Consider the following 23,138-nt stretch of genomic DNA (forward strand, 5'->3'; position numbering starts at 1 on the left):
TACGATGCCCACCCGCGGGCTCCGGTCCGCGGCGGCACGTCATCAGGGCCGCTTCTGGGGAGGAGACAGCCGTGAGCACGGTGGTGTTCCGCCGGCTCCCGCGTCAGCCGGGACCGGCCCTACCTCGCGGCGAGGTGCTGCTGGAGTCGCCGCCCGAGCTGCCGGAGCCGACGCCCCGCGGCATGGGGCAGCTGCTCATGATCCTGCCGATGTTCTGCGGGGTCGGCGCGATGGCCTTCCTCTACGCCGGCAGGGGCGGCGGCATGATGACGTACGTCGCCGGTGGTCTCTTCGGCGTCTCGATGCTCGGCATGGCGATCGGGTCACTCGCCAACAACGGTGGCAAGGACAAGGCCGAGCTGAACGCCGACCGCCGCGACTACATGCGTTACCTGGCCCAGATGCGCAAGCGCACCCGGCGGGCCGCCGAGCAGCAGCGCGCCGCGATGGCCTGGCGGCACCCGGAGCCCGACGCGCTCTGGTCGATCGCCGCGTCCCGTCGCCTCTGGGAGCGACGGATCACCGAGGACGACTTCGGCGAGACCCGCATCGCCCTCGGCCCGCAGCGACTGGCCGTGGAGATCGTCCCACCGGAGACGAAGCCGGTGGAGGACCTGGAGCCGATGAGCGCCATCGCGCTCCGCCGGTTCGTCCGCGCGCACTCCACCGTGCCCGAGTTGCCGACCGCTCTGTCGGTGCGCGCGTTCAGCCGGGTGGTGCTGCGCGGCGACCGCGAGCCCGTGCTCAACCTGACCCGGGCGGCGCTCGGGCAGCTGGCCACCTTCCACGCACCGGACGACCTGGTGGTCGCGGTGGTCGCCGCTCCGGACCGACAGTCGTCCTGGGGTTGGGTCAAGTGGCTGCCACACGCCCACCACAGCGCCCGTACGGACGCGGCCGGCGCGCGCCGGTTGGTCTTCGCCAGCCTGGCCGAGGCCGAGGCGGCGCTCGCCGGTGAGCTGGCGGGGCGGCCCCGGTTCGCTCCCGAGGCCAAGCCGCTGACCACCGCCGCTCACCTGGTCGTCGTCATCGACGGTGGGGAGATCTCGCCGACCTGCCAACTGGTGGGGCCGGGTCTGCTCGGCACCACGGTGATCGACCTGTCCGGGACGGTGCCGCGCGACGCCGGCCGCTGGCTGCTCTGCCTCGACGTGGCGGACGGAAGCTCACTCGACCTGGTCCGGGGCAGCTCGTCGTCGCCGCTGGGTCGACCCGACCAGCTCAGCGCCGAGGCCGCCGAAGGGCTGGCCCGGCAGATCGCCCCGTACCGGCTCTCCCAGCAGCAGACCAGCAGCGAGGAGCCGCTGGCCCGCAGCACGGAACTACCGGACCTGCTCGGTGTGGGTGACGCCGCCACCGTGGACGTGCAGAACACCTGGCGTCCGCGCGGCCACCGGGATCGGCTGCGTATCCCGCTCGGTGTCGGCCCGGACGGCAACGTGGTCGAGCTCGACTTCAAGGAGTCGGCGCACGAGGGCATGGGCCCGCACGGTCTGGTGATCGGTGCGACCGGGTCGGGCAAGAGCGAGCTGCTGCGGACGGTGGTGGCCGCGTTGGCGGTGACCCACTCGTCGGAGGAGCTGAACTTCGTCCTGGTGGACTTCAAGGGTGGCGCGACGTTCGCCTCGCTGGAGGCGCTGCCGCACACCAGCGCGGTGATCACCAACCTGGCCGACGAGCTGCCCCTGGTCGACCGGATGCGCGACGCGCTCGCCGGCGAGATGGTGCGCCGGCAGGAGCTGCTGCGGGCGGCCGGCAACTACGTCTCCCGCTTCGAGTACGAGAAGGCCCGCGCGGCCGGTGAGCCGCTCGCCCCGATGCCGAGCCTGTTGATCATCTGTGACGAGTTCAGCGAGTTGCTCGCCGCCAAGCCCGACTTCATCGACCTGTTCGTGATGATCGGCCGACTGGGTCGGTCGCTCGGCGTGCACCTGCTGCTGGCCAGCCAGCGACTCGAAGAGGGCAAGCTGCGCGGTCTGGACACGCACCTGTCGTACCGGATCGGTCTGCGGACCTTCTCCGCGGTGGAGAGCCGGATCGTGCTCGGTGTGCCGGACGCGTACGAGTTGCCGAACGCACCCGGTCACGGCTACCTGAAGACCGACACCAGCACGATGCTGCGGTTCCGGGCCGCGTACGTGTCGGGGGCGTACCGGGCGCCGGGGCAGCAGGCCTCCACGTCGCAGGCGCTGGTGCAGCGTCGGATCGTGCCGTACGGCCTCGACTTCGTTCCGGCCCAGGTCCCGCAGACGCCGGTGGCCACCACGCCCGAGCCGGAGCAACCGGCCGACGGCAAGGCCGTGGCGATGCTCGACGTGCTGATCGAGCAGCTCAAGGGTCGGGGGCGTCCCGCACACCAGGTGTGGCTGCCGCCGCTGGCCGATCCGCCGGGCCTGGGCGAGCTGCTCGGCGCGCTGGCGGTCGACCCGACCTACGGGCTGTGCACCGCGTCCTGGCCGGGGCGCGGGCGGCTGACCGTACCGGTCGGTGTGGTGGACCGCCCGTACGAGCAGCGCCGTGACCCGATGATGGTCGAGCTGGCCGGCGCCGGCGGCAACGTGGTCATCGTCGGCCGTTCACTGAGTGGCAAGAGCACCATGCTGCGTACGCTGCTCGCCTCGCTGGCACTCACCCACACGCCGCGTGAGGTGCAGTTCTTCTGCCTGGACTTCGGTGGGGGCGCGCTGCGCAGTCTCGATCGGCTGCCGCACATGGCGGGGGTGGCCGGTCGTCGCGACGTCGAGGCGGTCCGCCGGACGGTGGCCGAGGTGGTCGCCGTCCTGGACGACCGGGAGACGCGCTTCGCCCAGCACGGCATCGACTCGGTGGCCAGCTATCGTCGTCGGCGGGCCGCAGGTGAGTTCGCGGACGACCCGTTCGGCGACGTCTTCCTGGTGGTGGACGGCTGGAACACGCTGCGCCAGGAGTACGAGGAGCTGGAGCAGACCATCACCACGCTGGCCAACCGGGGTCTCGGCTTCGGCGTGCACGTGGTGCTCACGGCGGTGCGCTGGGCGGAGATCCGGATCAACATGCGGGATCTGCTCGGCACCAAGCTGGAGCTGCGCCTCGGTGACGCGTCGGAGTCGGAGATCGATCGTCGGGCGGCGACGAACGTGCCGGAGAAGTCGCCCGGTCGCGGTCTGACCCGGGACAAGCTGCACTTCCTCACGGCCATCTCGCGCATCGACGGCCGTCGGGACATCGACGACCTGAGTGAGGCGTCGCTGTCCCTGGCGGGGCACGTGGCGGCCAACTGGCCGGGGCGTCCGGCGCCGAAGGTACGGCTGCTGCCGCGCCGGCTTCCGGTGGCCGAGCTGGCCCGGCTCATCGACCGGTCCGCACCCGGCCTGCCGATCGGCGTCAACGAGTCGGCGCTCGCGCCGGTCTACCTGGATCTGGTCAACGAGCCGCACCTGACGGTCTTCGGTGACGCGGAGTGCGGCAAGACCAACCTGCTGCGGTTGATCGCCCGGGGCATCACCGAGCGGTACACCCCGGCGCAGGCCCGTCTGGTGATCGCCGACTACCGGCGTGGTCTGCTGGGTGCGGTCGAGGGTGATCACCTGCTCGACTACGCCCCGTCGAACCAGGCGTTCGCGCAGGGTCTCGCCTCGATCCGCAGCGCGTTGTCCAACCGGTTGCCCGGCCCGGACGTGACCACCGCCCAGCTGCGCGACCGCAGTTGGTGGAAGGGCCCGGACCTGTACATCCTGGTGGACGACTACGACCTGGTCGCCTCCGGCGGCAGCAACCCGCTCAGCGCCCTACAGGAGTTGCTGCCGCAGGCACGCGACATCGGTCTGCACCTGATCGTCACGCGTCGGGTCGGTGGGGTGTCCCGGGCGCTCTACGAGCCGGTGCTGCAACGGTTGCGCGAACTGGACTCGCCGGGTCTGCTGATGTCGGGCAACCGGGAGGAGGGCGCGGTCTTCGGGACGTTGCGGCCCAGTCCTCAGCCGCCCGGTCGCGGCACCCTCGTCCGGCGGCGGGATGGTCAGCAGCTCATTCAGACCGCCTGGGCGGAGCCGTCCTGACCGGTGTCCGCCGTCCGGCGTGGGGTGACCGGCCGCTCAGGCCCGATTCACCACCATCCATCGGGCGGCGGTGCTCAGGGCTGCGAGGGCTGGTCGGCTTCCGCTACGGTCTTCACTGGAGTGTCCGTCGGTGGGGTGTTGCTGCCTTGCCGCGGGGGAGGGGTGCGGCGAATCCGCCACCACAACATGACGGAAGGGTGTGAAGCATGGCGTTCGAGGTCGAAGCAGCGACTCTGCATACCGCCGCGAGTGACGTGCGGTCCACGCGCAGCGAGGTTGACGGCGAGCTGAAGAAGCTCTGGAACGTGGTCGACGACCTGGCTATGGCGTGGAAGGGCCAGGCGTCCACGGGCTTCCAGTCGCTGATGACGCGCTGGAGCGAGGACACCAGCAAGCTGCTGACGGCGATGGACAACATCGCCGATCTGCTCGACAAGTCGGGTACGACGCACCAGGTCAACGACGAAGAGCAGCAGCAGATGCTGGACAAGTTCCACTCTGCTCTCAACCCGTGATCCGCAGCCAGCAGAGGAGGAAATCGTGACGATCAAAGTTGACTATGCGGTCCTCGAGAGCAGCAACCAGCAGATGCAGGCCATCTCGAAGACGCTCGAGGAGAAGCTCGACACGCTGCGGTCGATGCTGAGCAAGCTCCACTGGGACGGCGAGGACCGGGTTGCCTACGAGCAGCACCAGGCGAAGTGGGATGCGGCGGTCCAGGACATCAACCGCATCCTGAACGAGATCGGCGGCGCCGTCGGCATCGCCCGGGAGAACTACCTCACCACCGAGATGAGCAACTCGAAGGTGTGGGGCTGAGGCATTCGTCGGGGTGGCTCCGGTCCGGTTGATCCGGGCCGGAGCCGCACTGTGTCTGGCCTTGGCACGGAGGTGCTGAGGCGCGGCGGTGCTGCGGTGCCGTGCTGCGGCGGTGCTGCCGTGCTGCCGTGCGGCGGCGCCGGTCAGCCGGCAGCCGGTGAGTCGGTGCGCCGACCCGGGCGCCAGCCCCGCTGGCGACCACGGGTGACGATCGGTCGCGCGATCAGCAGCAGCACGGTGAGCAGGCCACCGACCGCCGCCGCCCAGATCGCGGCGGGCCGTTGCCAGGCCAACGGGTCGTCCTGCGCCGGGGGCATCGGGAGCGCGCCGGCAGGCGGGTTCGGTCGGGTGCCCAGCAGGCTCGACACCGCCCGGTACGGGTTGACCATGCCGTAGCCGATGTCGGCGTTGTGGCCTTCGGGCGGGTTGTCCGCCGTGCGTTCCAGCCGTTCGGCAATCTCTTGTGGACCAAGGTCCGGGTACGCGGCCCGGACCAGCGCGGCCGCCCCCGAGACGTACGCGGCGGCGTAGCTGGTGCCGCCGTTCGGCTCGCCGCGGTAGCCGGTGCCCTGTGGTGCCGGCCCGATGATGTTCAACCCGGGCGCCGCGATGTCGACGTAGTCGCCGCTGATCGAGCTGCCAACGTGGCCGCCCTGCTCGTCGACCCCGCCGACGGCGATCACCCCGGGGTACGCGGCAGGGTAACCAGGTCTGTCCTGCTGGCCTTCCTGCCGATTGCCGGCGGCGGCGACCAGCACCACCCGCTTGGCCAGCGCGCGCTCGACGGCGGCCGTCAGCTCGGGGCCGGGCACGGTGGTCAGGGACAGGTTGATGACGTCCGCGCCCTGCTCGACCGCCCAGTCGATGGCGGCGGCGATCTGCCCGGGGAGCTGCGGGTCGTTGGTGTCCCTGAGGTCCGGCAGGACCCGGACGGGGAGGATGCGGGCTGCCGGCGCGATGCCGCTGAACGGGACGCCCGTGCCCTCCCGGCCGGCGATGATGCCGGCGATCATCGTGCCGTGCCCGACCAGGTCGCACTGGCCCTGACGGGCCGGCAGGTCGTTGAAGTCGCGGCCTTCGAGCACCTGGCCGTTGAGCAACGGGTGGGTCGCGGAGACCCCGGAGTCGATCACCGCCACCGTGACGCCGGCGCCCCGGGACAGCGGCCACGCCGAGGACGGCTCGAGCCGGCGCAACGCCCAGGGCGTCTCCGTCAGGCTCTCCGCGCTGGCGGGGCCGCAGGCGGGTGCCGCCGCGGCTGCCGGGATCGGTGCCACCAGACCGACGCCGAGCAGAGCCGCCAACGCTCCACTGAGGACCGCTGCGGTGGGACGACGGGACAGGGTGGTCGCGCTCGACGGCCGGCATTCGCGCACCCGCAGAGATTACCGCTGTGCCCGGTCGGGCAGCGGCCCGGCGATCGAGGGTGAGGCGCGGCGGCCGATGGTCAGGCCTGGGGACCGACCTCCGCGGTGGGCGGATCGGCGAACAGCGCCAGCAGGTCACCGACCTGACGGTCGGCCTCGGCCGGATGCCGGAACCGGCCGGACGGATTGAGGGTGTACTCGTTGCGTCGCCCGACGCGGGTGCGGTGCAGGTATCCGCCCGCCTCCAGGTCGGCGACGATCGCCTGCGCGGCCCGTTCGGTCACGCCGACCTCGGCGGCGACGTCCCGCAACCGGGCGGTGGGGTCGCGGGCGATGGCCAGCAGAACGTGGCCGTGGTTGGTGAGGAAGGTCCAGTTCCGGCCACCACCGGTGTCGCCCGCCGCCGTCTTCGCCATCGTGTGACCGCCTCTCCGGATGCCGACCTGCCCTCGGGGAGTCTCGTCGGCCCTGCCCGCGGAGGGTTACCCAGGGGCGAGGTGAGGTCAACGTATGAAATCTATATCACGCATACCTTGACGCATCTTACGGTGCGTGTGACCGTGGAAGCCGAGCCAGCGCCCGCCGCCGGCCCGGCTGAAGAGCCGGTTGACCAGGTCAGATGCGTCGAGACGAGGTGCGGGGATGAGTCATTCCGGAACGCCCGGCGGACAGCCGGGCCCGCAGCGGACCAGCGACCGGGCGCCCGCGCTGAGCGAGCCGGCTCGCGCGTACGCCGAGCTGGTCGCCGGTAACCGGCGCTTCGTCGACGGCGCCCCCCGCCACCCCAACCAGGACGCCGGGCACCGGGCCGCCGTGGCCGACGGGCAGCACCCGTTCGCGGTGATCGTCGGCTGCTCCGACTCCCGCCTGGCCGCCGAGATCATCTTCGACCGCGGGCTGGGCGACCTGTTCGTGGTCCGCACCGCCGGCCACACCGCCGGCCCCGAGGTGCTCGGCAGCGTGGAGTACGCGGTGACCGTCCTCGGCACCCCGCTGGTGGTGGTGCTCGGGCACGACTCGTGCGGTGCGGTGCAGGCGGCCCGGGAGGTCGCCACGACCGGCACCCAACCTCCGGGGCACCTGCGGGCGGTGGTCGACGCGGTGCTGCCCAGCCTGCGCCGGGCCGAGGCCGAGGGTGTGCAGGACATCGACGGCATCGTCGACATCCACATCGCGCAGACCGTCGAGACGCTGCTCGGGCAGTCGCCGGTGCTGGCCGACGAGGTGGCGCAGGGGCGGTGCGCGGTGGTGGGTGTGTCGTACCGGCTCGCCGCCGGAGTGGTCCGCCCGGTGGCCGCCGTACCGACCGGGTTCACGACGCTGGACGAGGAGGCCGGGTCCCTCGACCCGGCCGCGCCCGCCGCCGCCTGACGCGACGAGGGCCGCTCCGCGCGACGCGGAACGGCCCTCGGCCAGGGTCCTGCGGGTCAGAGCAGCGACATGTGGACGTGGTCGGTGTGGTTCGACGGCCCGCTGTACGAACTCCAACCGGTCGCCGGGAACCAGATCTGCCGGTTCCAGATCACGTAGTAGATGCCCAGCCGATCGGCGTTACGGATGAGGAAGGCGGCGACGTTGTTGCCGTACTTCCGGGTGTCGTCGTTGTGCCAAGGGGCGAAGCCGCTCTTCTGCAGCGACCAGTCGCAAGCCTTGCCCTTCGGGTGCTCCCACGGCCCACCGGAGCGGTAGCAGCCGACGAACCGGTTGAAGCCGGCCGCCTTGACCTCCTTGTACGCGTGCAGCGTCCGCGGCGTGACGCAACCGGACGTGGTCGGGTCCTTCTCGCTGCACGACTGCGGCTTCCAGTCACCGTCGGCGGTGCGACCGGGGCCGATCTTGGCGACCTTCGACGTGGCGTCCACCAGGCCGCCGGTGAAGCCCTTGCCGCCGACGAGGGCGAGCGCCTTGTCCGCCTCGCTCTTGCGCTTCGCCATCAGGGCGGCCTGCTTCTGCTGCTCGCGGACCTCCGCGTCGAGGTCCAGCTTGGCCTTCTCGGCGCGGGCCTTCACCGTGTTGACCTCAACGAGCTTCTTCTCGTTGACCATGTTCATCTCGTCGAGCACCGCGGCGCGCTGGACGAAGGCGTCGGGAGCCTTGCTCTCCAGCAGCATCGCGAGCGCGCCGATCCGGCCGGTCCGGTACGACTGGGCGGCGATCTGCCCGACCTGCGGGGTCAGCGCGTCCAGGTCGGCCTTGGCCCGGTCGACCTCCAGGGCCAGTTCCAGCTGCCGCTTCTTGGATTTGTCCAGTTGGGACTTGGCAGCGGAGTAGTCGCGATTGGCCCGCTCGATGACGTCGGTGAGCAGTTGCGGCTCGCCGTCCTCCTCGTGCCCTGACGGTGTCGGCGTCGTCGGGGCCGCGTGAGCTGGCAGGGGCCCGGCGAGCACGGTCAGTGCGGCGATCACGGCCACCACGGGAGTCAACCAGCGGCGTAGGGGTGCCGTCACAATGTTCCCTTCCCTCGACCGCCGACCGGGTTAGCTGACGGGTTCGGGGCGGAAGTGGCCCCTACCGCTGACGCGGATTCACCCCACGTACCTGGGTCCCCGATTCGCCGTTCGGCGATTGGGCGGTGGCACCGCAGGCGCCGCTTCGCGCCTTCATCGGTAACCGGCAGCGAGGTTACCGGAGAGTCGACCGGGTGGGCTACGCCTGGATGCCGACCAAAAGCGTCATTTCGCCATAGCGTTGAGTGACCAGTGACGTGGTTCTCAGGGTGGGGGCCCGATCTGGTCACGCTGAGGAGTGTCACCATGCCGTATCCGTGCTCCTGTTCGGTTCCGGCCACCGGTCGGTGGCCGTGGATGGGGGTGGGGTCCGGGTCGGATCCGGCTCGTCGGCGCGGCTCGCTCGCGGTGAGATGAGCGCGGCCAGTGCCTCCGCCCGATCCGGCTGAGGTCGCGGGGCGGAATCGCCGGTGGTCGGCGGGGCGTCCGCGCGCCCGGCCGCGGTGACGACCGCGGCCAGCCCGGTGGTCAGCGGCACGGCGGCGATCAGTCCGAGGGTCGCGACCGCGCTGCGGACGATCTCCTGCGCGAGGAATTCGCTGGTGAGGATCTGCCCGATCGGTCGCGCGTCGGCGGTGAGCAGGAGCAGCAGGGGCAGCGACGCGCCCGCGTACGCCAGAACGATGGTGTTGACGGTGGAGGCGATGTGCGCGCGCCCGACCCGGGTGGCGGCGCGGTAGAGCTGCAACCGGGTCAGGCCGGGGTTGGCGTGCGCCAGCTCGGTGACGGTGGCCGCCTGCGTGACCGTCACGTCGTCGAGGACTCCGAGCGAGCCGATGATGATCCCGGCGAGCAGCAGACCGTGCAGGTCCACGTCGCCCTGGAACATCGACAGGGTGGTGGCGTCCTCGCTGCCGAAGCCCGTGAGGTGTGTCGCGGCCGTGGCGATGGTGGCGAGCACGCCGGTCAGCACCAGGCTGCCCAGGGTGCCGAGCACCGCGACGGAGGTCTGTGCGGTGACCCCGTGCGTCAGGTAGAGCACCACGAACATGATCAGGGCAGCACCGACCACCGCCACCAGCAGGGGCGACTTGCCAGCGCCGATGCCCGGCAGCACGAAGGTGAGCAGGATGGCGAAGCTGGCCGCCAACCCGGCCAGCGCGGCCAGGCCTCGCCACCGACCGAACGCGACGATCGCGGCGGCGAAGACCACCGCCAACCACAGCATCGGGGTGCCACGCTGGTGCTCGGCGATGTTCCAGTTGCTGATGGTGGGATCGGTGGGATCGGTCAGCTCGACCAGGATGACCTCGTCGCCGACCTCGACCCGGGGTGCGCCGGGCCCGTCGGGCACGGGTGTCTGCACCTGCTGGCCGGCGGACGGCCCGTCGTCCACCCGGACGTCGACCGTGCCGCACGGCCCGCCGCCGACGCGTGGCGTGCCCTCCGGGCTCGACGGCGTCGGCGGGCATGGTTCGGTCACCACCCGGGTCACCGTGCCGGGAAAGCGCGGCACGTCCGCCCCGCCGACAGAGTCGGGTGACCCGCCGCGCGGCCAGAGCAGCAGCGCCGCGAGCACGGTGGCGACGAAGAGCGGCACGACCGTCATGATGAGGATCCGCCGGACCCGGGGCGGGGCGGACGGAGCAGGGCGGGTGTGGTCGGAACCCAAGGCGAGACTCCCAACGATCCGGTGCGGGATACGTGTCAGTGGGCCGGTCGGTTCATCCGCGCCGCGGAATCGCGGCGGGAGACGCGGCGGATCGCTGACTGGCGACCAGCTGATCACGGATGGTCAGTGCCCGGCCCGGACGGTGAGCAGCGTCGCGGCCTGGTGGCGGCGCCGGTGCCCGTTCGCGCAGCGGCATGCGGGGGGTCATCGTGGGGAATGCTAACCAGCCCGGCCCGGGGGCGCAGGTCGTGACGGAGTGTCGTCGGTCGAACCGCCGCGTACCGCCGCCGGGGTGAGGGGCCTCAGCCGCGCTTCATCAGCCGGCCGACCGCCGCCATCATCTCGGTGGCCATCTCGTCGGCCCGACCCTCGGCCGCCCCCTCGTGCATGCAGTGCCGGGCGTGCCCGTCGAGCAGCCCCAGCGCAACCTTGTCGAGCGCGGCCTGGATGGCGGAGATCTGGGTGAGCACGTCGATGCAGTAGCGGTCGTCGTCGACCATCTTCTCGATGCCGCGGACCTGCCCCTCGACGCGGCGGAGCCGCGTGAGCAGCTGGTCCTTGCTGGCGGTGTACCCGCGGATCGGGGTGGGTGCGGTCATGCGAACCAGGATAGCGTACCCCTGGGGGGTATGGTACGGTCGTCTTCGGGTGGGATACCCCCACCGGGTACGGGTAATCGGTTCTGGGAGGCGTTCGCGATGGTCAACACGACGTACCAGGTGCAGGGCATGACCTGTGGGCACTGCGTCAGCGCGGTGAGCGCCGAGGTCGGTGCGATCCCGGGCGTGCAGGACGTCCAGGTCGACCTCGCTGCCGGCCGGGTCACCGTCAGCAGCGACCAGCCACTTGACCCGGGAGTCGTCCGGGCCGCCGTCGACGAGGCCGGTTACGACCTCGTCGACGCGTGATCGGGGGGCGGGCATGCGCACCGTGACGAGACTGGCCGGGTTCGCCGTGGGCCTTGCGGCGGTGTTCGGCACGACGTACGGGATCGGCCGGGTGGTCGACCGCGCCCCCGTGGTCGAGGGCCGGCACGACGGCGACGCCGCCCACGCGACGGGCGAGCACGACGAGGCGACCGACCGGCTCCCCGGCGGCCTGCTCGTCTCCGACCGGGGCTACACCCTCGAACACCTCGACGCCCCGGCCGACGAGTTCGCCTTCCGGATCGCCGGGCCGGACGGTCGCCCGGTGACCCGCTACGACGTGGCGCACGACAAGCGGATGCACCTGATCGTCGCCCGGCGGGACCTCTCCGGCTTCCGTCACGTGCACCCCGAGCTGGCCCCGGACGGCACCTGGCGGGTCGACACCCCACTGGCCGGCGCCGGGCAGTGGCGGGCGTTCGCCGACTTCACCCCGACCGGGGGCGAGCCGCTGACCCTCGGTGTGGACGTGACCGTCCCCGGTGAACTGACCGAACGGCCGCTGCCCGCCCCCTCGACCAGCACCACGGTCGACGGCTACACGGTCACCCTGACCGGCTCGCCGCAGCCCGGCCGCACCTCACCGCTGACCCTGACGGTGAGCCGGGGCGGGCAGCCGGTCACCGACCTGGAGCCCTACCTGGGCGCGTACGGGCACCTGGTGGCCCTGCGCCGGGGTGACCTGGCGTACCTGCACGTGCACCCGGACGGGGTTCCCGGCGACGGGCGGACCCGGCCCGGCCCGGCGGTCACCTTCCTCGCCGAGGTGCCGTCGGCCGGCAGCTACCGGCTCTACCTCGACTTTCGGCACGGCGGGGCGGTGCACACCGCCGAGTTCACCGTCGTCGCCGGCACCCCAACGGTCGGCACCCCACCCACCGGGGGCGACCCGAGCGGACCCGCACCGACCGGGGGCGCCGACCACGGCACCCCCGGGCACGGGCACAACTGACGGGACCAGACGATGACCACCACCAGCAGCAGACCACTGCCCGAGGCACCGAACCGGATCGAGTTGGCGATCGGCGGGATGACCTGCGCCGCCTGCGCCGCCCGGATCGAGAAGAAGCTCAACCGGATGGACGGCGTGAGTGCCACCGTCAACTACGCCACCGAGAAGGCGACCGTCCGGTACGCCGACGCCGTCACGCCGGACGACCTGATCGAGACCGTGCAGAAGACCGGCTATACGGCCGCGCTGCCCAGCCCGCCGACCGACGAGCAGTCGGTGGACCCGCTGAAGGGCCCGCGTACCCGACTCTGGGTTTCGGTGGCACTGAGCGTGCCGGTGGTCCTGCTGGCCATGGTCCCGGCCTGGCAGTTCGACTACTGGCAGTGGTTGTCGCTGACGCTGGCCGCCCCGGTGGTGGTCTGGGGTGGGCTGCCGTTCCACCGGGCCGCCTGGACCAATCTGCGGCACGGCGCGGCGACCATGGACACGCTGGTGTCGCTCGGCACCCTGGCCGCGTTCGGCTGGTCGCTCTGGGCGCTCTTCCTCGGCGACGCCGGGGTGCCGGGGATGACGCACCCGTTCCGTTTCGACATCACCCGCACCGACGGCGCCGGCAACATCTACCTGGAGGCGGCCGCCGGTGTGACGGTGTTCATCCTGGCCGGTCGCTATTTCGAGGCCCGCTCCAAGCGGACCGCCGGTGCCGCCCTGCGCGCCCTGCTCGAACTCGGCGCCAGGGAGGTGGCGGTGCTGCGTGACGGGGTGGAGACCCTGATCCCGGTGGACCAGCTCGCCGTCGGTGACCGGTTCGTGGTCCGTCCCGGGGAGAAGATCGCCACCGACGGGGTGGTCGACGAGGGCACCTCCGCCGTGGACGCCAGCATGTTGACCGGTGAGTCGGTGCCGGTCGAGGTCGGCCCCGGCGACGGCGTGGTCGGCGCCACCATCAACGCGGGCGGCCGACTGGTGGTCACCGCGACCCGGGTCGGCGCGGACACCCAGCTCGCCCGGATGGCCGACCTGGTCGAGCAGGCGCAGAGCGGCAAGGCGGCCGTGCAGCGGCTCGCGGACCGGATCTCCGGCGTCTTCGTGCCGATCGTCATCACGCTGGCGGTCGGCACTCTCGGCTGGTGGCTCGGCACCGGAGCGGGCCCGACCGCCGCGTTCACCGCCGCCGTGGCCGTCCTGATCATCGCCTGCCCGTGCGCGCTCGGCCTGGCCACCCCGACCGCGCTGCTGGTCGGCACCGGCCGGGGCGCGCAGCTCGGTGTGCTGATCAAGGGGCCGGAGGTCCTGGAGTCGACCCGCCGGGTGGACACGGTGGTGCTGGACAAGACGGGCACCGTGACGACCGGCCGGATGACCCTGGTGGACGTGGTGCCGGCGAGCGGGGAGGGCCGGGCCGAGCTGCTCCGGCTCGCCGGCGCGGTGGAGGCCGCCTCCGAGCACCCGATCGCCCGTGCGGTCGCCGCGGGTGCCGCCGAGGCCGGCGAGCTGCCCCCGGTGAGCGGCTTCCGCAACCTCGAAGGGCTGGGCGTGACCGGCACGGTCGACGGGCGGGTCGTGCTGGTCGGTCGGGTCCGGCTGCTGCGGGAGCGGGACGTCGACGTACCCCCAGAGGTCGAGTGGGCCGTGCGCGACGCGGAGGCCGCCGGCCGTACGGCGATCGTCGCCGGCTGGGACGGGCAGGCCCGGGGTGTGCTCGCGGTGGCCGACGTGGTGCGGCCGACCAGCCGGGCGGCGGTGGCCCGGTTGCGCGCACTGGGGCTCACTCCGGTCCTGCTGACCGGGGACAACACCACAGTGGCCCGGGCGGTCGCCGCCGAGGTGGGCATCGACGAGGTGATCGCCGAGGTGCTGCCGGTCGGGAAGGTCGACGTGGTCAAGCGGCTCCAGGCCGAGGGGCGGTCGGTGGCGATGGTCGGCGACGGGGTCAACGACGCTCCGGCGCTGGCCCAGGCCGACCTCGGGCTGGCCATGGGCACCGGCACCGACGTGGCGATCGAGGCGTCCGACCTCACCCTCGTCCGGGGTGACCTCGACGCCGCGGTGGACGCCATCCGACTGTCCCGGCGCACACTCGGCATCATCCGGGGCAACCTGTTCTGGGCTTTCGGCTACAACGTGGCGGCCCTGCCGCTGGCCGCCGCCGGGCTGCTCAACCCGATGATCGCCGGTGCCACGATGGCGCTGTCCTCGGTCTTCGTGGTGGCCAACAGTCTGCGGCTGCGCCGCTTCCGTCCGGCCGCCGATCGCGGACTGTGACGAGAGGAATGGTTGGGCCGGTGACGGCGGGGGTATTGCTGGTGTCGTAGCAGCGACGCTTGCAATGGAGGTTCGCAATGGGTATGGATGACAAGATCAACAATGCCACCGAGGACGCGACCGGCAAGCTGAAGGAAGGCGCCGGTCGGGCCACCGACAACGAGCAGCTCGAGGCCGAGGGTCGCGCGGACCAGTCCACGGCCAAGCTCAAGCAGGCCGGCGAGAAGATCAAGGACGCCTTCAAGAGCTGACGTACGACGCACATCGCACGCCGGGCCGGTGATCATCACCGGCCCGGCGTTCTGCGTGTCCGGCCCTCTTCGTGACCCTGAGATCCCCCTGATTCCGTTTCCGGGCCCCACCGCCGCACGCCTCTACCTGCTAACTTCCATTTGCACCTGCGAGGGAGGGTTATGAGCAGCGCCCCACCGCCGGCCGGCGACGACCTGGTCCGTGTGCTGGCCACCCTGGCCAACCCGCACCGGCTGCGGGTCATCGCCGCGCTGACCCGCGAACGTGCGTACGTCAGCGGGCTGGCCCGGCAACTGGGCATCAGCCGGGCGCTGTTGCAGGTCCACCTACGGAAGCTGGCGGCGGCCGGGTTGGTCACCGCCAGCCTGGAGTTGTCGGAGGACGGGAAGGCCATGAACTACTACGAGGTGACGCCGTTCGTGCTCACCCTCACCCCCGAGGTCATCGCGATCGCGGTCGAGACGCTGACCATGCCCGCCTCGGTCGAGCAGCCGGGAGCGGACCGATGAGCGGACACGACTGGACCGAGGTGGTCGGCGCGATCGGCATCTTCGCCCTGATCATCAGCGTGTTCACGGTGAGCGTCGTCCAGCTGGCCAAGACCCGCCGGACCCGGCTCGAACTGGCCCGCGCGGACGACTACCGCCGGCTGGCCGAGACGGCGACGCAGGCCCAGGCCGAGAACGCCCGACTGCTCGCCGCGATGGACGGGCGGCTGGGCGGGATGGAAACCCGGATGACCACGCTCGAACGCGTCTTGCGCGAGGTCGAGTGACCCGCTGAGGCGCAGGGCCCCGGGCCGCCGAGCGGCTACTCGACGGCCCGGGTGGAAGCAGCATCACCTCGCCCAGTGGGCGAGCTTCACCGGTAACGCTCCTTCGAGGAGAGGACAGCACCTCATGCTGCGCGTACGCAAATCCGCCGGGATCTGGGCGGTTGCCCTGGCCCTCACGGCCACCGGCCTGACCCCGGCGAGCCCCGCCGTCGCCCGACCACAGCCCGGTCCGACGATCGACTGGCGGCCCTGCGCCTCCGACGCCGACGCCGAGTGCGGCACCCTGTCGCTGCCGGTGGACTGGAACCAACCCCGAGGTGAGCGCTTCGACCTGGCGTTGGCGCGTCGGGCCGCCGACCGGACCACCCGCAAGGGTGCGCTGGTCTTCGGCCCGGGTGGGCCGGGCGACAGCGGGGTCGACCGGGTGGTGAACGGCAGCTCCCGGTTCAGTGCCGACCTGCGTGCCCGGTTCGACATCGTCAGCTTCGACCCACGCGGCACCGGCGGCAGCCACCCGGTGATCTGCGCGCGGGACCTGCTCGCCCGGCAACCGCAGCTGATCGCCGACCAGGCCCAGTTCGACGCGACCCTGGCCGGCAACGCGCTGCTGCGCGCCGACTGCCGGGCCCGCACCGGAGCGCTCTACGACCACGTCGACACCACCAGCGCCGCCCGCGACCTGGACGCGGTCCGGGCCGCGCTCGGCGAGCGACAGCTGACCTTCCACGGCAGTTCGTACGGCACGCTGCTCGGGCAGCGGTACGCGGAGCTGTACCCGCACCGGGTCCGGGCCGTCGTGCTGGAGGCATCGATGGACCACAGCGCCGGCACCCGCGCCTTCCTCGACAGCCAGGCGGTCACCGCGGAGAACGCGTTCGACGAGTTCGTCGCCTGGTGTGACCGGTCCGCTACCTGCGGGCTCAACGGGCGGGACGTCCGGGCGATCTGGGTCGGGTTGCGCGCCCGGGCCGAGCGCGGCACCCTGACCGACCCGGACCGGGCCGGGGTCGTGCTGACCCCGTTCGAGTTGGCCCGGCTCACCCACAAGAAGTTCTACGACACGTGGCGGTGGCCGGGGCTGGCCGAATGGTTCGGCAGGATGGACGCCGCCGCCCCGCCGACCGCCGTGCCCCCGGCCGACGCCACGGTGACGGCCGACGCCGTCGCGCCGTACCCCTTCGCGGTCTTCTGCCAGGACTGGAGCCTGCCCGTCCGCGACTACCGGGAGTACGCCGCGCACGTGCGCCGGGCGGCCCTGCTCGCACCGGACCTGCGGTACCCGCCGGCCCTGTTCGCCCTCGTGACCTGCCTGGGCACTCCGACGCCGGTCGCCAACCCGCAGCACCGACTGCGGGTCCGCACCGACGTGCCGCTGCTGCTCGCCGCCACCGTGCACGACCCGGCGAGCGGGTACGACTGGGCCCGCACGGTGACCCGGCAACTGGGCAGGCACGGCGCTCTGCTCACCTACCAGGGGTGGGGGCACGGCAGTTACACCAGCAGCCCCTGTGTGGAACGAGCCGTCGACGCCTACCTGATCGACCAGGTGGTGCCCGCCCGAGGTGCCACCTGCCCGGCCGTCGACCCCGACGTGTGAGCCCGCCGCCGGACGTCGGGTGGTCAGGTTCGCCCGACGGCCGGCAGTGCCCTGCTCAGCGGCGTCGAGTGGCGCGGACGACGACGTCGTACAGCGGGACCTCCCGGCCGGGCACCGAGCGGCGGTGCTCCTCGGCGGTGACCGTCTCCCAGGTGGTGCTGTCCAGGCCGGCGGTGATGTCCGCGAGGGTGACCGATGCCTCCTCGGGCGGGTGGTGGCCGTGCCCGGCGGCCTGCGAGGTGTGCAGGTGCCCGACGATCAGCAGGCTGCCGCCCGGCGCCACCCACCGGGAGATGCGGTCGTAGAAGGCCAGGTGCGGCATCGCGGGGTGCGCGTAGTGCGTCGTCACCAGATCGAACCGCGTCCCCGGGGCCCAGGTCGTCAGGTCCGCCTCCACCCACCGCACGCGCTCGGCCACCCCGGCGCTCTCCGCGCGTCCGGCCGCGAGAGCGAGGGCCCCGGAGGCGATGTCGACCGCGGTGACCTGCCAGCCGTGGGAGGCGAGCCAGATAGCCTCCGTGCCGGTGCCGCACCCGGCGTCCAGCACCGTGCCCGGCGTCAGGCCGGCGGTCTCCCGGGCCAGGTACGGGTGCGGGGGAGCCGCGCCGACGGCACCGGGATGATCATGCTGAACCTCGTGCCAGTGCCGATCCCAGTAGCCCTTGTCGAACTCGTGCTGCTCGGCCATCTGCCTGCTCCTTCGCGTCGGTAGCGACTGTGACCGACCCGCCCACCCGTCCGCAAAGCATCTTGCCGAATGGCAAAATCGGGGACATGGACGAGCCGGACCGCACCCTCGACGCTGTCGGACCGAGACTGAAGCACCTCCGGCTCCGCCGCGACATCACGCTCACCGACCTCGCCGCCGAGACCGGCATCTCCGCCAGCACCCTGTCCAGGCTCGAAGCCGGCCTGCGTCGCCCCACGCTGGAGCAGCTCCTCCCGCTCGCCCGCGTCCACGGCGTGACGCTCGACGAGCTCGTCGGCGCGCCACCGACCGGCGATCCCCGCATCAACCTGCGCCCCATCACGTGCAGCGACGGATCGGTCATCCTGCCGCTGACCCGGCGGCCCGGGGGCATCCAGGCCTACAAGTACGTGCTCCCCGCCAGCGCCGACGACCGCGAACCCGACCTGCGCACCCACGAGGGATACGACTGGGTCTACGTCCTCAACGGCACGCTGCGGCTGGTGCTCGGCGAGCACAACCTCGTCCTCAGCCCCGGCGAGGCCGCCGAGTTCGACACCCGCACCCCGCACTGGTTCGGGGCCACCAGCTCCGGCCCCGTCGAGTTCCTCAGCCTGATCGGGAAACAGGGCGAACGCGCCCACGTCCGCGCCGCCCCGAAGGCCGACTGACCCAGGTCATCGCTGCCCGGCCAGTCGGCCGGCCCTCAGCTCCAGGTACCGCTGCTCGGGCAGGCTCGTGGTGCCGCGCGCCGCGGCCAGGTACGCCTCCCGCGCCGCCTCGGCGTCCCCGGCCATCTCCAGCAGGTGCGCCCGGACGGCGGCGAGCCGGTGGTGCCCGGCCGTGCGCTCGTCGGCGATCAGCGGTGTGAGCAGGGCGAGCCCCGCCCGTGGCCCGTCCACCATCGCCACCGCCACCGACTGGTTGAGCGTGATCATCGGGTTCGGGGCGATCCGGGCCAGCAGCCGGTAGAGCGCGACGATCTGCCGCCAGTCCGTCTCCGCCGCCGTCGACGCCTCGGCGTGCACGGCGGCGATCGCCGCCTGGAGCTGGTACGGACCCGGCGGCGACCAGGTCAACGCCTCGGTGATCAGCGCGATCCCCTCCGCGATGGCGGCCGCGTCCCATCGGGTGCGGTCCTGCTCGGCGAGGGGCACCAGGTCCCCGTCCGGGCCGAGCCGGGCCGCCCGGTGCGCGTCGGTGAGCAGCATGAGCGCCAACAGCCCGGCCACCTCGCCGTCGTCGGGCAGCAACCCGCGCAGGATGCGGGCCAGCCGGATCGCCTCGCCGGTCAGCTCGGCCCGGTGCAGGTCCGGGCCACTCGACGCGGTGTACCCCTCGTTGAAGATCAGATAGAGCACCCGGAGCACCGACCGCAGCCGCTCGTCCCGCTCCGCCGGATCGGGCATCGTGAACCGGGCCCCGGCGGCCTCGATCCGCTGCTTGGCCCGGCGGATCCGTTGACTCATCGTCGCCTCCGGCACCAGGTACGCCCGGGCGATCTGAGCCGTGCTGAGACCGCCGACCGCGCGCAGGGTGAGCGTCACCTGCGCCGGTCCGGTCAGCGCCGGGTGACAGCAGAGGAACAGCAGCGTGAGGGTGTCGTCCGCCGTCGGGACCGCCGGCTCCGCGTCGGCCGGCGGCGCCACCTGGGCGTACGCCGGCTCGCGCAGCGCCACCGCCACCTCGCGGTCCCGGCGGGCGCTCTCGCTGCGCCACTCGTCGGTGAGCCGCCGGGTGGCCACGGTGAGCAGCCAGGCGCGGGGGCTGTCCGGTACGCCCTGCCCGGGCCACTGTGTCGCGGCGGCCAGCAGCGCCTCCTGGACCGCGTCCTCGCATCGGTCGAACTGGCCGTGCCGGCGGACCAGCAGGCCGAGGACCTGCGGCGCGAGGGTGCGCAGCAGATCCTCGACCGTCCGGTCCTCGGTCACATCTCCGTCCCGGCCTGCTCCATCACCGGGCGGACCTCCATGGCGCCGCCGTAGCGGACGTCCGGCCAGCGGGCAGCGATCTCGGCGGCCCGCTGCGGGCTGTCGCACTCGACGGTCAGGTAACCGGCGAACTGCTCCTTGCTCTCCATGAACGGACCGTCGACGACCTCGGTGCTGCCGTCGATCTGCCGGACCGTCAACGTCTGCGACGGGTTGGCCAACGCCTGCCCGTCGACCAGCTCGCCGGTCTCGGTCAGCTCCTTCATGATCGCGTCGACCTCGCCGAAGAGAGTGGTGCGGTCCTGCTCGGTCAGCCCCTCGGTGAAGCCGGGCCGGTTCCAGATCAGCAGCATGTACTTCACGGCGGTGCTCCTCAGCTCTGGTCGCACCCCCGGTCGGGGCGCGGCTCACCGAAGGGTCGGAGCCGACAACCCGTTCCCTACGGCGTACCGAAGAAAATCGCAGATAACCTCGCCGGTGGTGGTCCCACGCCGGTCGGATCAGCGGCGATCGGGCCGGCCGGGCACCTGCCGGGGCTGCTGGCGCCCGCCGCCGACATCCAACGAGGCCCGGTCGGCGGCCGACGTACCGGAGGACCAGCCCTCGGCGTCCCGGACGCTGAGCCGGTGCCGGGTCACGCCGGGAAAGAGCGTGTCCAGTCGCTCCCGGACCGCCTCGCCCCGGGCGGCGAGCACCGGCAACAGTCGCTCCGCCCCGGCCGTCTCGGCCGACGCCTGGTCCGCCGCCTCGGTCGCCGCCTCGGTCGCCGCCTCGGTCGCCGTGCGCAGCCGCTCGCCGATCCGCAGCGCGAACGCGTTGAGGAAGGACTCGTCCCACACCTTCGTGCGCCGCCCCGACCCCGACCGCCGCTCGGCACGCCCACGCAGCATGGCGGCCGTGGCCTGGACCAGCAGCGACGTGTAGAGCAGCTCCACCGCCACCAGGTCGGCCGGCCAACCCAGCACGGTGGCGAAGCCGAGATCGTCGGACCAGACCGCCTCGCACCTGTTCGCCGCCGCCACCTCCTGCACCAGCAGCGCCTTCGCACCCGCGTACGGGCTGTCGGTGCTCAGGCGTACCCCGCCGGGCAGGTCGCCGCGCTCCGACCCAGCGGCCAGCAGCGCCTCGTCGATGCTGTGCCGGGCGATCAGCTCCTGCGCCTTACCGGTCAACGCCTCCGCCTCGGCCGGAAAGGTGGTCGACTCGGCCTTGGCCAGCAGCGCCCGGACCCGGTCCAACATCGGGGAGCCGCTGCGCGTACCCGCCGACCGTGCGGTGAGCGCGCCGGTCGTGCCCGGCGGTGGGCGCAACACCGCGATCGGCGGCAGGCTCTCCACCAGCGCGAGAGTGTCCACGGCCGCGCGGAGCGCGTCGGCCCGGTCCAGCCCCTCCGCGGCGGTCCAGGCAGCCAGCACGTCATGGCCTGTGTCCCGTGCCTCGGAGGTCAACTCGTGAAGCTGGTCGTCCCACCAGGCGGGGACCGGTTCGGCCTGCGCACGCCGTTGGGCGGCCATCGCGCTGCGGACGAGCCGCGCCGAGCGGGCGTCGAGCCGCCGGCTGGTGATCCGGTCCACGTCGACCGGCTGCCAGCCGCGCGGCCAGAGCCGGCCCAGAGCGCGGACCAGGCGACGCAGCAGGGCCGCGTCCACCGCCGTGGTGCCGTCCGCCGCGCCGGTGCCGACCATCAGTTGGTCCAGCTGCCGTTCGGCCTGCCGTACGTCGGTGCCGCGCACCGCCGCGAGTGCGTTGGCGACGAGTTCGTCCGCGTCCGGCACGGGCACCTCCTTCTCGGGCTTCGGTTGCTCGGGCGTTCCTGCCCTTTCAGGCTGCATGATCATGCCGCTAGTGGTGTGGGAGTCGTGAAACGGGGATGGGGTCGGGCGCGGCTCGGGCCGTGATCGCCGCAGTTCGGTGTCGTTGTCTGTGGCACGCTGACTGGGCATGTTTCGGCGGGTTCGGGGTAGTTCGGACCTGACCCGAGGTGGATGCGAGGTGTGTGGTGGCCGATTCGAGCCTGCCGAGCGCACGCACCGTGCCGGGCGCAGGTGCCGTCGATGCACGTTCCTCCACGCTCGTCGGCGTCCTGATCGGCATCGCGATCATGGCCGCGGTGGACGAGATCGTCTTCCACCAGTTGCTGGCGTGGCACCACTTCTACGACCGGTCCACCCCGTCGGTGGCACTGCTCTCCGACGGGCTGCTGCACGCCGCCGAGGTGATCATCCTGGTCGGTGGGTTCTTCTGGTTCGCCGACCTGCGTCGACGGCGTGCCCTGTCGACCCGGTTGGCCTGGGGTGGCTTCCTGCTCGGCGCCGGAGGGTTCCAGGTCTTCGACGGGGTGGTCGACCACAAGGTGCTCCGGCTGCACCAGATCCGCTACGGCGTACACCTGCTGCCGTACGACGTGGTGTGGATCGCGTCCGGCGCGGTGCTGCTGCTGGCCGGGGCCGGTCTGCTCTGGTGGGCCCGGTCCCGACGGTCGGGCGACGGGCGCCGATGACGGTGGCCGTGCCGCCCGCGTTCGCGCACGGTGGGCACGTTGCGGACGGCCCGAGCTGGTTCCCGCTGCTCCCGGTCGTGCTGCTGGCCGTCGGCTACCTGCTGGCGGCCGCACGCGACCCGCGGGGGTGGGACCACCGGCGCACCGCCGCCTGGCTGGTCGGCTGCGCCCTGCTGGCGGTGGCCCTCGGGCCGCTGGGCCAACTCCCCGACGACCCGCGCGGGCACATGGCGCAGCACCTGCTGCTCGGCATGCTGGCCCCGCTCGGGCTGGTGCTCGGCGCTCCGGTGACCCTGCTGCTGCGGGTCGCCCCGCCGCCGGTACGCCGGGTGGTGGGCCGGCTGCTGCGCGCCCGAGCGCTGCACCTGCTCGCCCACCCGGTCACCGCCGCGCTGCTCAGCACCGGAGGGCTGGCGCTGGTGCTGCTCACCCCGCTGTACGCGGCGGCCGAACGTCACACCGCGCTGCACCACGCCCTGCACCTGCACTATGTGGCCGCCGGGTACCTGTTCGCCTGGTCCCTGGCCGGGCCGGACCCAGCCCCGCGTCGTCCGGGACTGGCGGTACGGGTGGGCGCGCTCCTGGGCGCGGCGGCCGGTCACGCCGTGCTGGCCAAGTACCTGTACGCGCATGCCGAAACCCTGCCGCCCGGCCTCACCGACCGAGATCCGGCGGCGTTCCAGTCGGCCGCCCAGCTCATGTACTACGGCGGTGACCTGGCGGAGCTGCTCCTGGCGGTGGCCCTCTTCGCCACCTGGTACAACCGCCCCAACCGCCTGCGCCCGCCCCGCTCCACCCGGTCGCCCCGCCCCACCCGGTCGCACCGCTCCACCCGGTCGCACCGCTCCACCCGGTTGATCAAGAAGTTTGCGTCACCAGGGAACGATTCTTTGACGCAAACTTCTTGATC

23 protein-coding genes and 1 riboswitch are annotated in these 23,138 nt (G+C 72.4%); of the genes, 14 read left to right on the plus strand and 9 right to left on the minus strand.

Translation table 11 applies throughout. From position 1 onward, the window contains the following. The first annotated feature begins 71 nt into the window (after nt 1–71). From eccCa to LADH09A_RS14225, 3 genes are all read left to right on the plus strand, one after another. The gene (eccCa, locus tag LADH09A_RS14215; RefSeq protein ID WP_238645546.1) at nt 72–4,037 is read left to right on the plus strand and encodes a type VII secretion protein EccCa; all 3,966 of its coding nucleotides are present in this window, start codon (nt 72–74) and stop codon (nt 4,035–4,037) included. Nucleotides 4,038–4,243: 206 nt separating this feature from the next. Then, nucleotides 4,244–4,552 (plus strand): WXG100 family type VII secretion target, encoded by a 309-nt coding sequence (locus LADH09A_RS14220; RefSeq protein ID WP_088951260.1) that lies wholly within the window; start codon nt 4,244–4,246, stop codon nt 4,550–4,552. A 25-nt stretch (nt 4,553–4,577) separates the two neighbouring features. Continuing rightward, the gene (locus LADH09A_RS14225) at nt 4,578–4,856 is read left to right on the plus strand and encodes a WXG100 family type VII secretion target (RefSeq protein WP_238645548.1); all 279 of its coding nucleotides are present in this window, start codon (nt 4,578–4,580) and stop codon (nt 4,854–4,856) included. Between the two features lie 143 nt (nt 4,857–4,999). Here the strand turns inward: LADH09A_RS14225 and mycP are convergent, their stop codons facing one another. Further along, nucleotides 5,000–6,232 carry a type VII secretion-associated serine protease mycosin gene (mycP, locus tag LADH09A_RS14230; RefSeq protein WP_238645550.1) on the minus strand — a complete coding sequence of 411 codons (1,233 nt, stop codon included), beginning with the start codon at nt 6,230–6,232 and terminating at the stop codon, nt 5,000–5,002. A 71-nt stretch (nt 6,233–6,303) separates the two neighbouring features. Further along, nucleotides 6,304–6,639 carry a helix-turn-helix transcriptional regulator gene (locus tag LADH09A_RS14235; RefSeq protein WP_238645552.1) on the minus strand — a complete coding sequence of 112 codons (336 nt, stop codon included), beginning with the start codon at nt 6,637–6,639 and terminating at the stop codon, nt 6,304–6,306. Between the two features lie 226 nt (nt 6,640–6,865). Here LADH09A_RS14235 and LADH09A_RS14240 point away from each other — a divergent pair, with 226 nt between their 5' ends. Then, complete coding sequence (locus tag LADH09A_RS14240) at nt 6,866–7,594, plus strand: carbonic anhydrase (protein WP_238645554.1); 729 nt, start codon at nt 6,866–6,868, stop codon at nt 7,592–7,594. A 56-nt stretch (nt 7,595–7,650) separates the two neighbouring features. Here the strand turns inward: LADH09A_RS14240 and LADH09A_RS14245 are convergent, their stop codons facing one another. The 3 genes from LADH09A_RS14245 to LADH09A_RS14255 form a co-directional block, all read right to left on the minus strand. Further along, nucleotides 7,651–8,670 carry a coiled-coil domain-containing protein gene (locus LADH09A_RS14245; RefSeq protein WP_238645556.1) on the minus strand — a complete coding sequence of 340 codons (1,020 nt, stop codon included), beginning with the start codon at nt 8,668–8,670 and terminating at the stop codon, nt 7,651–7,653. A 4-nt stretch (nt 8,671–8,674) separates the two neighbouring features. Continuing rightward, a riboswitch (cyclic di-AMP (ydaO/yuaA leader) is annotated at nt 8,675–8,805 on the minus strand. 166 nt (nt 8,806–8,971) lie between these two features. Further along, the gene (locus tag LADH09A_RS14250; RefSeq protein ID WP_238645557.1) at nt 8,972–10,342 is read right to left on the minus strand and encodes a YibE/F family protein; all 1,371 of its coding nucleotides are present in this window, start codon (nt 10,340–10,342) and stop codon (nt 8,972–8,974) included. Nucleotides 10,343–10,644: 302 nt separating this feature from the next. Beyond that, the gene (locus tag LADH09A_RS14255; protein WP_088951268.1) at nt 10,645–10,941 is read right to left on the minus strand and encodes a metal-sensitive transcriptional regulator; all 297 of its coding nucleotides are present in this window, start codon (nt 10,939–10,941) and stop codon (nt 10,645–10,647) included. 99 nt (nt 10,942–11,040) lie between these two features. Here LADH09A_RS14255 and LADH09A_RS14260 point away from each other — a divergent pair, with 99 nt between their 5' ends. The 7 genes from LADH09A_RS14260 to LADH09A_RS14290 all read left to right on the plus strand — a co-directional run bounded on the left by LADH09A_RS14260 (nt 11,041) and on the right by LADH09A_RS14290 (nt 17,109). Continuing rightward, on the plus strand, nt 11,041–11,250 hold the full coding sequence (locus LADH09A_RS14260) for a heavy-metal-associated domain-containing protein (protein WP_238645558.1): 210 nt from the start codon (nt 11,041–11,043) through the stop codon (nt 11,248–11,250). Nucleotides 11,251–11,263: 13 nt separating this feature from the next. Further along, a complete protein-coding gene (locus LADH09A_RS14265) occupies nt 11,264–12,220 on the plus strand; it encodes a DUF8832 domain-containing protein (RefSeq protein ID WP_238645559.1) in 957 nt (318 codons plus the stop codon). A 12-nt stretch (nt 12,221–12,232) separates the two neighbouring features. Then, nucleotides 12,233–14,485, plus strand: a complete 2,253-nt coding sequence (locus LADH09A_RS14270) for a heavy metal translocating P-type ATPase (protein ID WP_238645560.1) — start codon at nt 12,233–12,235, stop codon at nt 14,483–14,485. Between the two features lie 77 nt (nt 14,486–14,562). Beyond that, entirely contained in the window at nt 14,563–14,736 is a 174-nt protein-coding gene (locus LADH09A_RS14275) for a CsbD family protein (RefSeq protein WP_238645561.1), read from the plus strand. Between the two features lie 162 nt (nt 14,737–14,898). Further along, nucleotides 14,899–15,246 (plus strand): ArsR/SmtB family transcription factor, encoded by a 348-nt coding sequence (locus tag LADH09A_RS14280; protein WP_238645563.1) that lies wholly within the window; start codon nt 14,899–14,901, stop codon nt 15,244–15,246. Next, nucleotides 15,243–15,512, plus strand: a complete 270-nt coding sequence (locus LADH09A_RS14285; RefSeq protein ID WP_238645565.1) for a hypothetical protein — start codon at nt 15,243–15,245, stop codon at nt 15,510–15,512. The genes LADH09A_RS14280 and LADH09A_RS14285 overlap by 4 nt, the downstream gene beginning before the upstream one ends. A gap of 124 nt (nt 15,513–15,636) precedes the next feature. Then, nucleotides 15,637–17,109: an alpha/beta hydrolase gene (locus LADH09A_RS14290; RefSeq protein ID WP_238645566.1), complete on the plus strand. Its 1,473-nt coding sequence runs from the start codon at nt 15,637–15,639 to the stop codon at nt 17,107–17,109. 55 nt (nt 17,110–17,164) lie between these two features. On the opposite strand, the gene LADH09A_RS14295 is transcribed toward LADH09A_RS14290, so the two are convergent. Next, a complete protein-coding gene (locus LADH09A_RS14295) occupies nt 17,165–17,797 on the minus strand; it encodes an SAM-dependent methyltransferase (RefSeq protein ID WP_238645567.1) in 633 nt (210 codons plus the stop codon). An 86-nt stretch (nt 17,798–17,883) separates the two neighbouring features. Here LADH09A_RS14295 and LADH09A_RS14300 point away from each other — a divergent pair, with 86 nt between their 5' ends. Next, entirely contained in the window at nt 17,884–18,468 is a 585-nt protein-coding gene (locus LADH09A_RS14300; RefSeq protein WP_238645568.1) for a helix-turn-helix domain-containing protein, read from the plus strand. Between the two features lie 6 nt (nt 18,469–18,474). On the opposite strand, the gene LADH09A_RS14305 is transcribed toward LADH09A_RS14300, so the two are convergent. The 3 genes from LADH09A_RS14305 to LADH09A_RS14315 all read right to left on the minus strand — a co-directional run bounded on the left by LADH09A_RS14305 (nt 18,475) and on the right by LADH09A_RS14315 (nt 21,503). Continuing rightward, complete coding sequence (locus LADH09A_RS14305; RefSeq protein ID WP_238645569.1) at nt 18,475–19,728, minus strand: RNA polymerase sigma factor; 1,254 nt, start codon at nt 19,726–19,728, stop codon at nt 18,475–18,477. Continuing rightward, the gene (locus LADH09A_RS14310; protein ID WP_238645619.1) at nt 19,725–20,081 is read right to left on the minus strand and encodes a YciI family protein; all 357 of its coding nucleotides are present in this window, start codon (nt 20,079–20,081) and stop codon (nt 19,725–19,727) included. The genes LADH09A_RS14305 and LADH09A_RS14310 overlap by 4 nt, the downstream gene beginning before the upstream one ends. A 147-nt stretch (nt 20,082–20,228) precedes the next feature. After that, complete coding sequence (locus LADH09A_RS14315; protein ID WP_238645570.1) at nt 20,229–21,503, minus strand: DUF2786 domain-containing protein; 1,275 nt, start codon at nt 21,501–21,503, stop codon at nt 20,229–20,231. Between the two features lie 224 nt (nt 21,504–21,727). Between LADH09A_RS14315 and LADH09A_RS14320 the strand changes: the two genes are divergently transcribed. Further along, nucleotides 21,728–22,228, plus strand: a complete 501-nt coding sequence (locus tag LADH09A_RS14320; protein ID WP_238645571.1) for a DUF2243 domain-containing protein — start codon at nt 21,728–21,730, stop codon at nt 22,226–22,228. Further along, nucleotides 22,225–23,136, plus strand: a complete 912-nt coding sequence (locus LADH09A_RS14325; protein ID WP_238645572.1) for a cytochrome c oxidase assembly protein — start codon at nt 22,225–22,227, stop codon at nt 23,134–23,136. Before LADH09A_RS14320 ends, LADH09A_RS14325 begins: the two co-directional genes overlap by 4 nt. Nucleotides 23,137–23,138: the final 2 nt, after the last annotated feature.

This window comes from Micromonospora cabrerizensis, from assembly GCF_022230955.1.
Classification (GTDB): Bacteria; Actinomycetota; Actinomycetes; order Mycobacteriales; family Micromonosporaceae; genus Micromonospora; species Micromonospora cabrerizensis.

Excerpts from the sequence above, each read along its gene's own strand:
- LADH09A_RS14240 (WP_238645554.1), top strand. The coding sequence starts at position 6,866 with ATGAGTCATTCCGGAACGCCCGGCGGACAGCCGGGCCCGCAGCGGACC.
- LADH09A_RS14280 (WP_238645563.1), top strand. The coding sequence starts at position 14,899 with ATGAGCAGCGCCCCACCGCCGGCCGGCGACGACCTGGTCCGTGTGCTG.
- LADH09A_RS14290 (WP_238645566.1), top strand. The coding sequence starts at position 15,637 with ATGCTGCGCGTACGCAAATCCGCCGGGATCTGGGCGGTTGCCCTGGCC.
- LADH09A_RS14325 (WP_238645572.1), top strand. The coding sequence starts at position 22,225 with ATGACGGTGGCCGTGCCGCCCGCGTTCGCGCACGGTGGGCACGTTGCG.
- LADH09A_RS14310 (WP_238645619.1), bottom strand. The coding sequence starts at position 20,081 with ATGCTGCTGATCTGGAACCGGCCCGGCTTCACCGAGGGGCTGACCGAG.
- LADH09A_RS14295 (WP_238645567.1), bottom strand. The coding sequence starts at position 17,797 with ATGGCCGAGCAGCACGAGTTCGACAAGGGCTACTGGGATCGGCACTGG.
- LADH09A_RS14260 (WP_238645558.1), top strand. The coding sequence starts at position 11,041 with ATGGTCAACACGACGTACCAGGTGCAGGGCATGACCTGTGGGCACTGC.
- LADH09A_RS14285 (WP_238645565.1), top strand. The coding sequence starts at position 15,243 with ATGAGCGGACACGACTGGACCGAGGTGGTCGGCGCGATCGGCATCTTC.
- LADH09A_RS14255 (WP_088951268.1), bottom strand. The coding sequence starts at position 10,941 with ATGACCGCACCCACCCCGATCCGCGGGTACACCGCCAGCAAGGACCAG.
- LADH09A_RS14275 (WP_238645561.1), top strand. The coding sequence starts at position 14,563 with ATGGGTATGGATGACAAGATCAACAATGCCACCGAGGACGCGACCGGC.
- LADH09A_RS14220 (WP_088951260.1), top strand. The coding sequence starts at position 4,244 with ATGGCGTTCGAGGTCGAAGCAGCGACTCTGCATACCGCCGCGAGTGAC.
- LADH09A_RS14300 (WP_238645568.1), top strand. The coding sequence starts at position 17,884 with ATGGACGAGCCGGACCGCACCCTCGACGCTGTCGGACCGAGACTGAAG.
- LADH09A_RS14235 (WP_238645552.1), bottom strand. The coding sequence starts at position 6,639 with ATGGCGAAGACGGCGGCGGGCGACACCGGTGGTGGCCGGAACTGGACC.
- LADH09A_RS14270 (WP_238645560.1), top strand. The coding sequence starts at position 12,233 with ATGACCACCACCAGCAGCAGACCACTGCCCGAGGCACCGAACCGGATC.
- LADH09A_RS14265 (WP_238645559.1), top strand. The coding sequence starts at position 11,264 with ATGCGCACCGTGACGAGACTGGCCGGGTTCGCCGTGGGCCTTGCGGCG.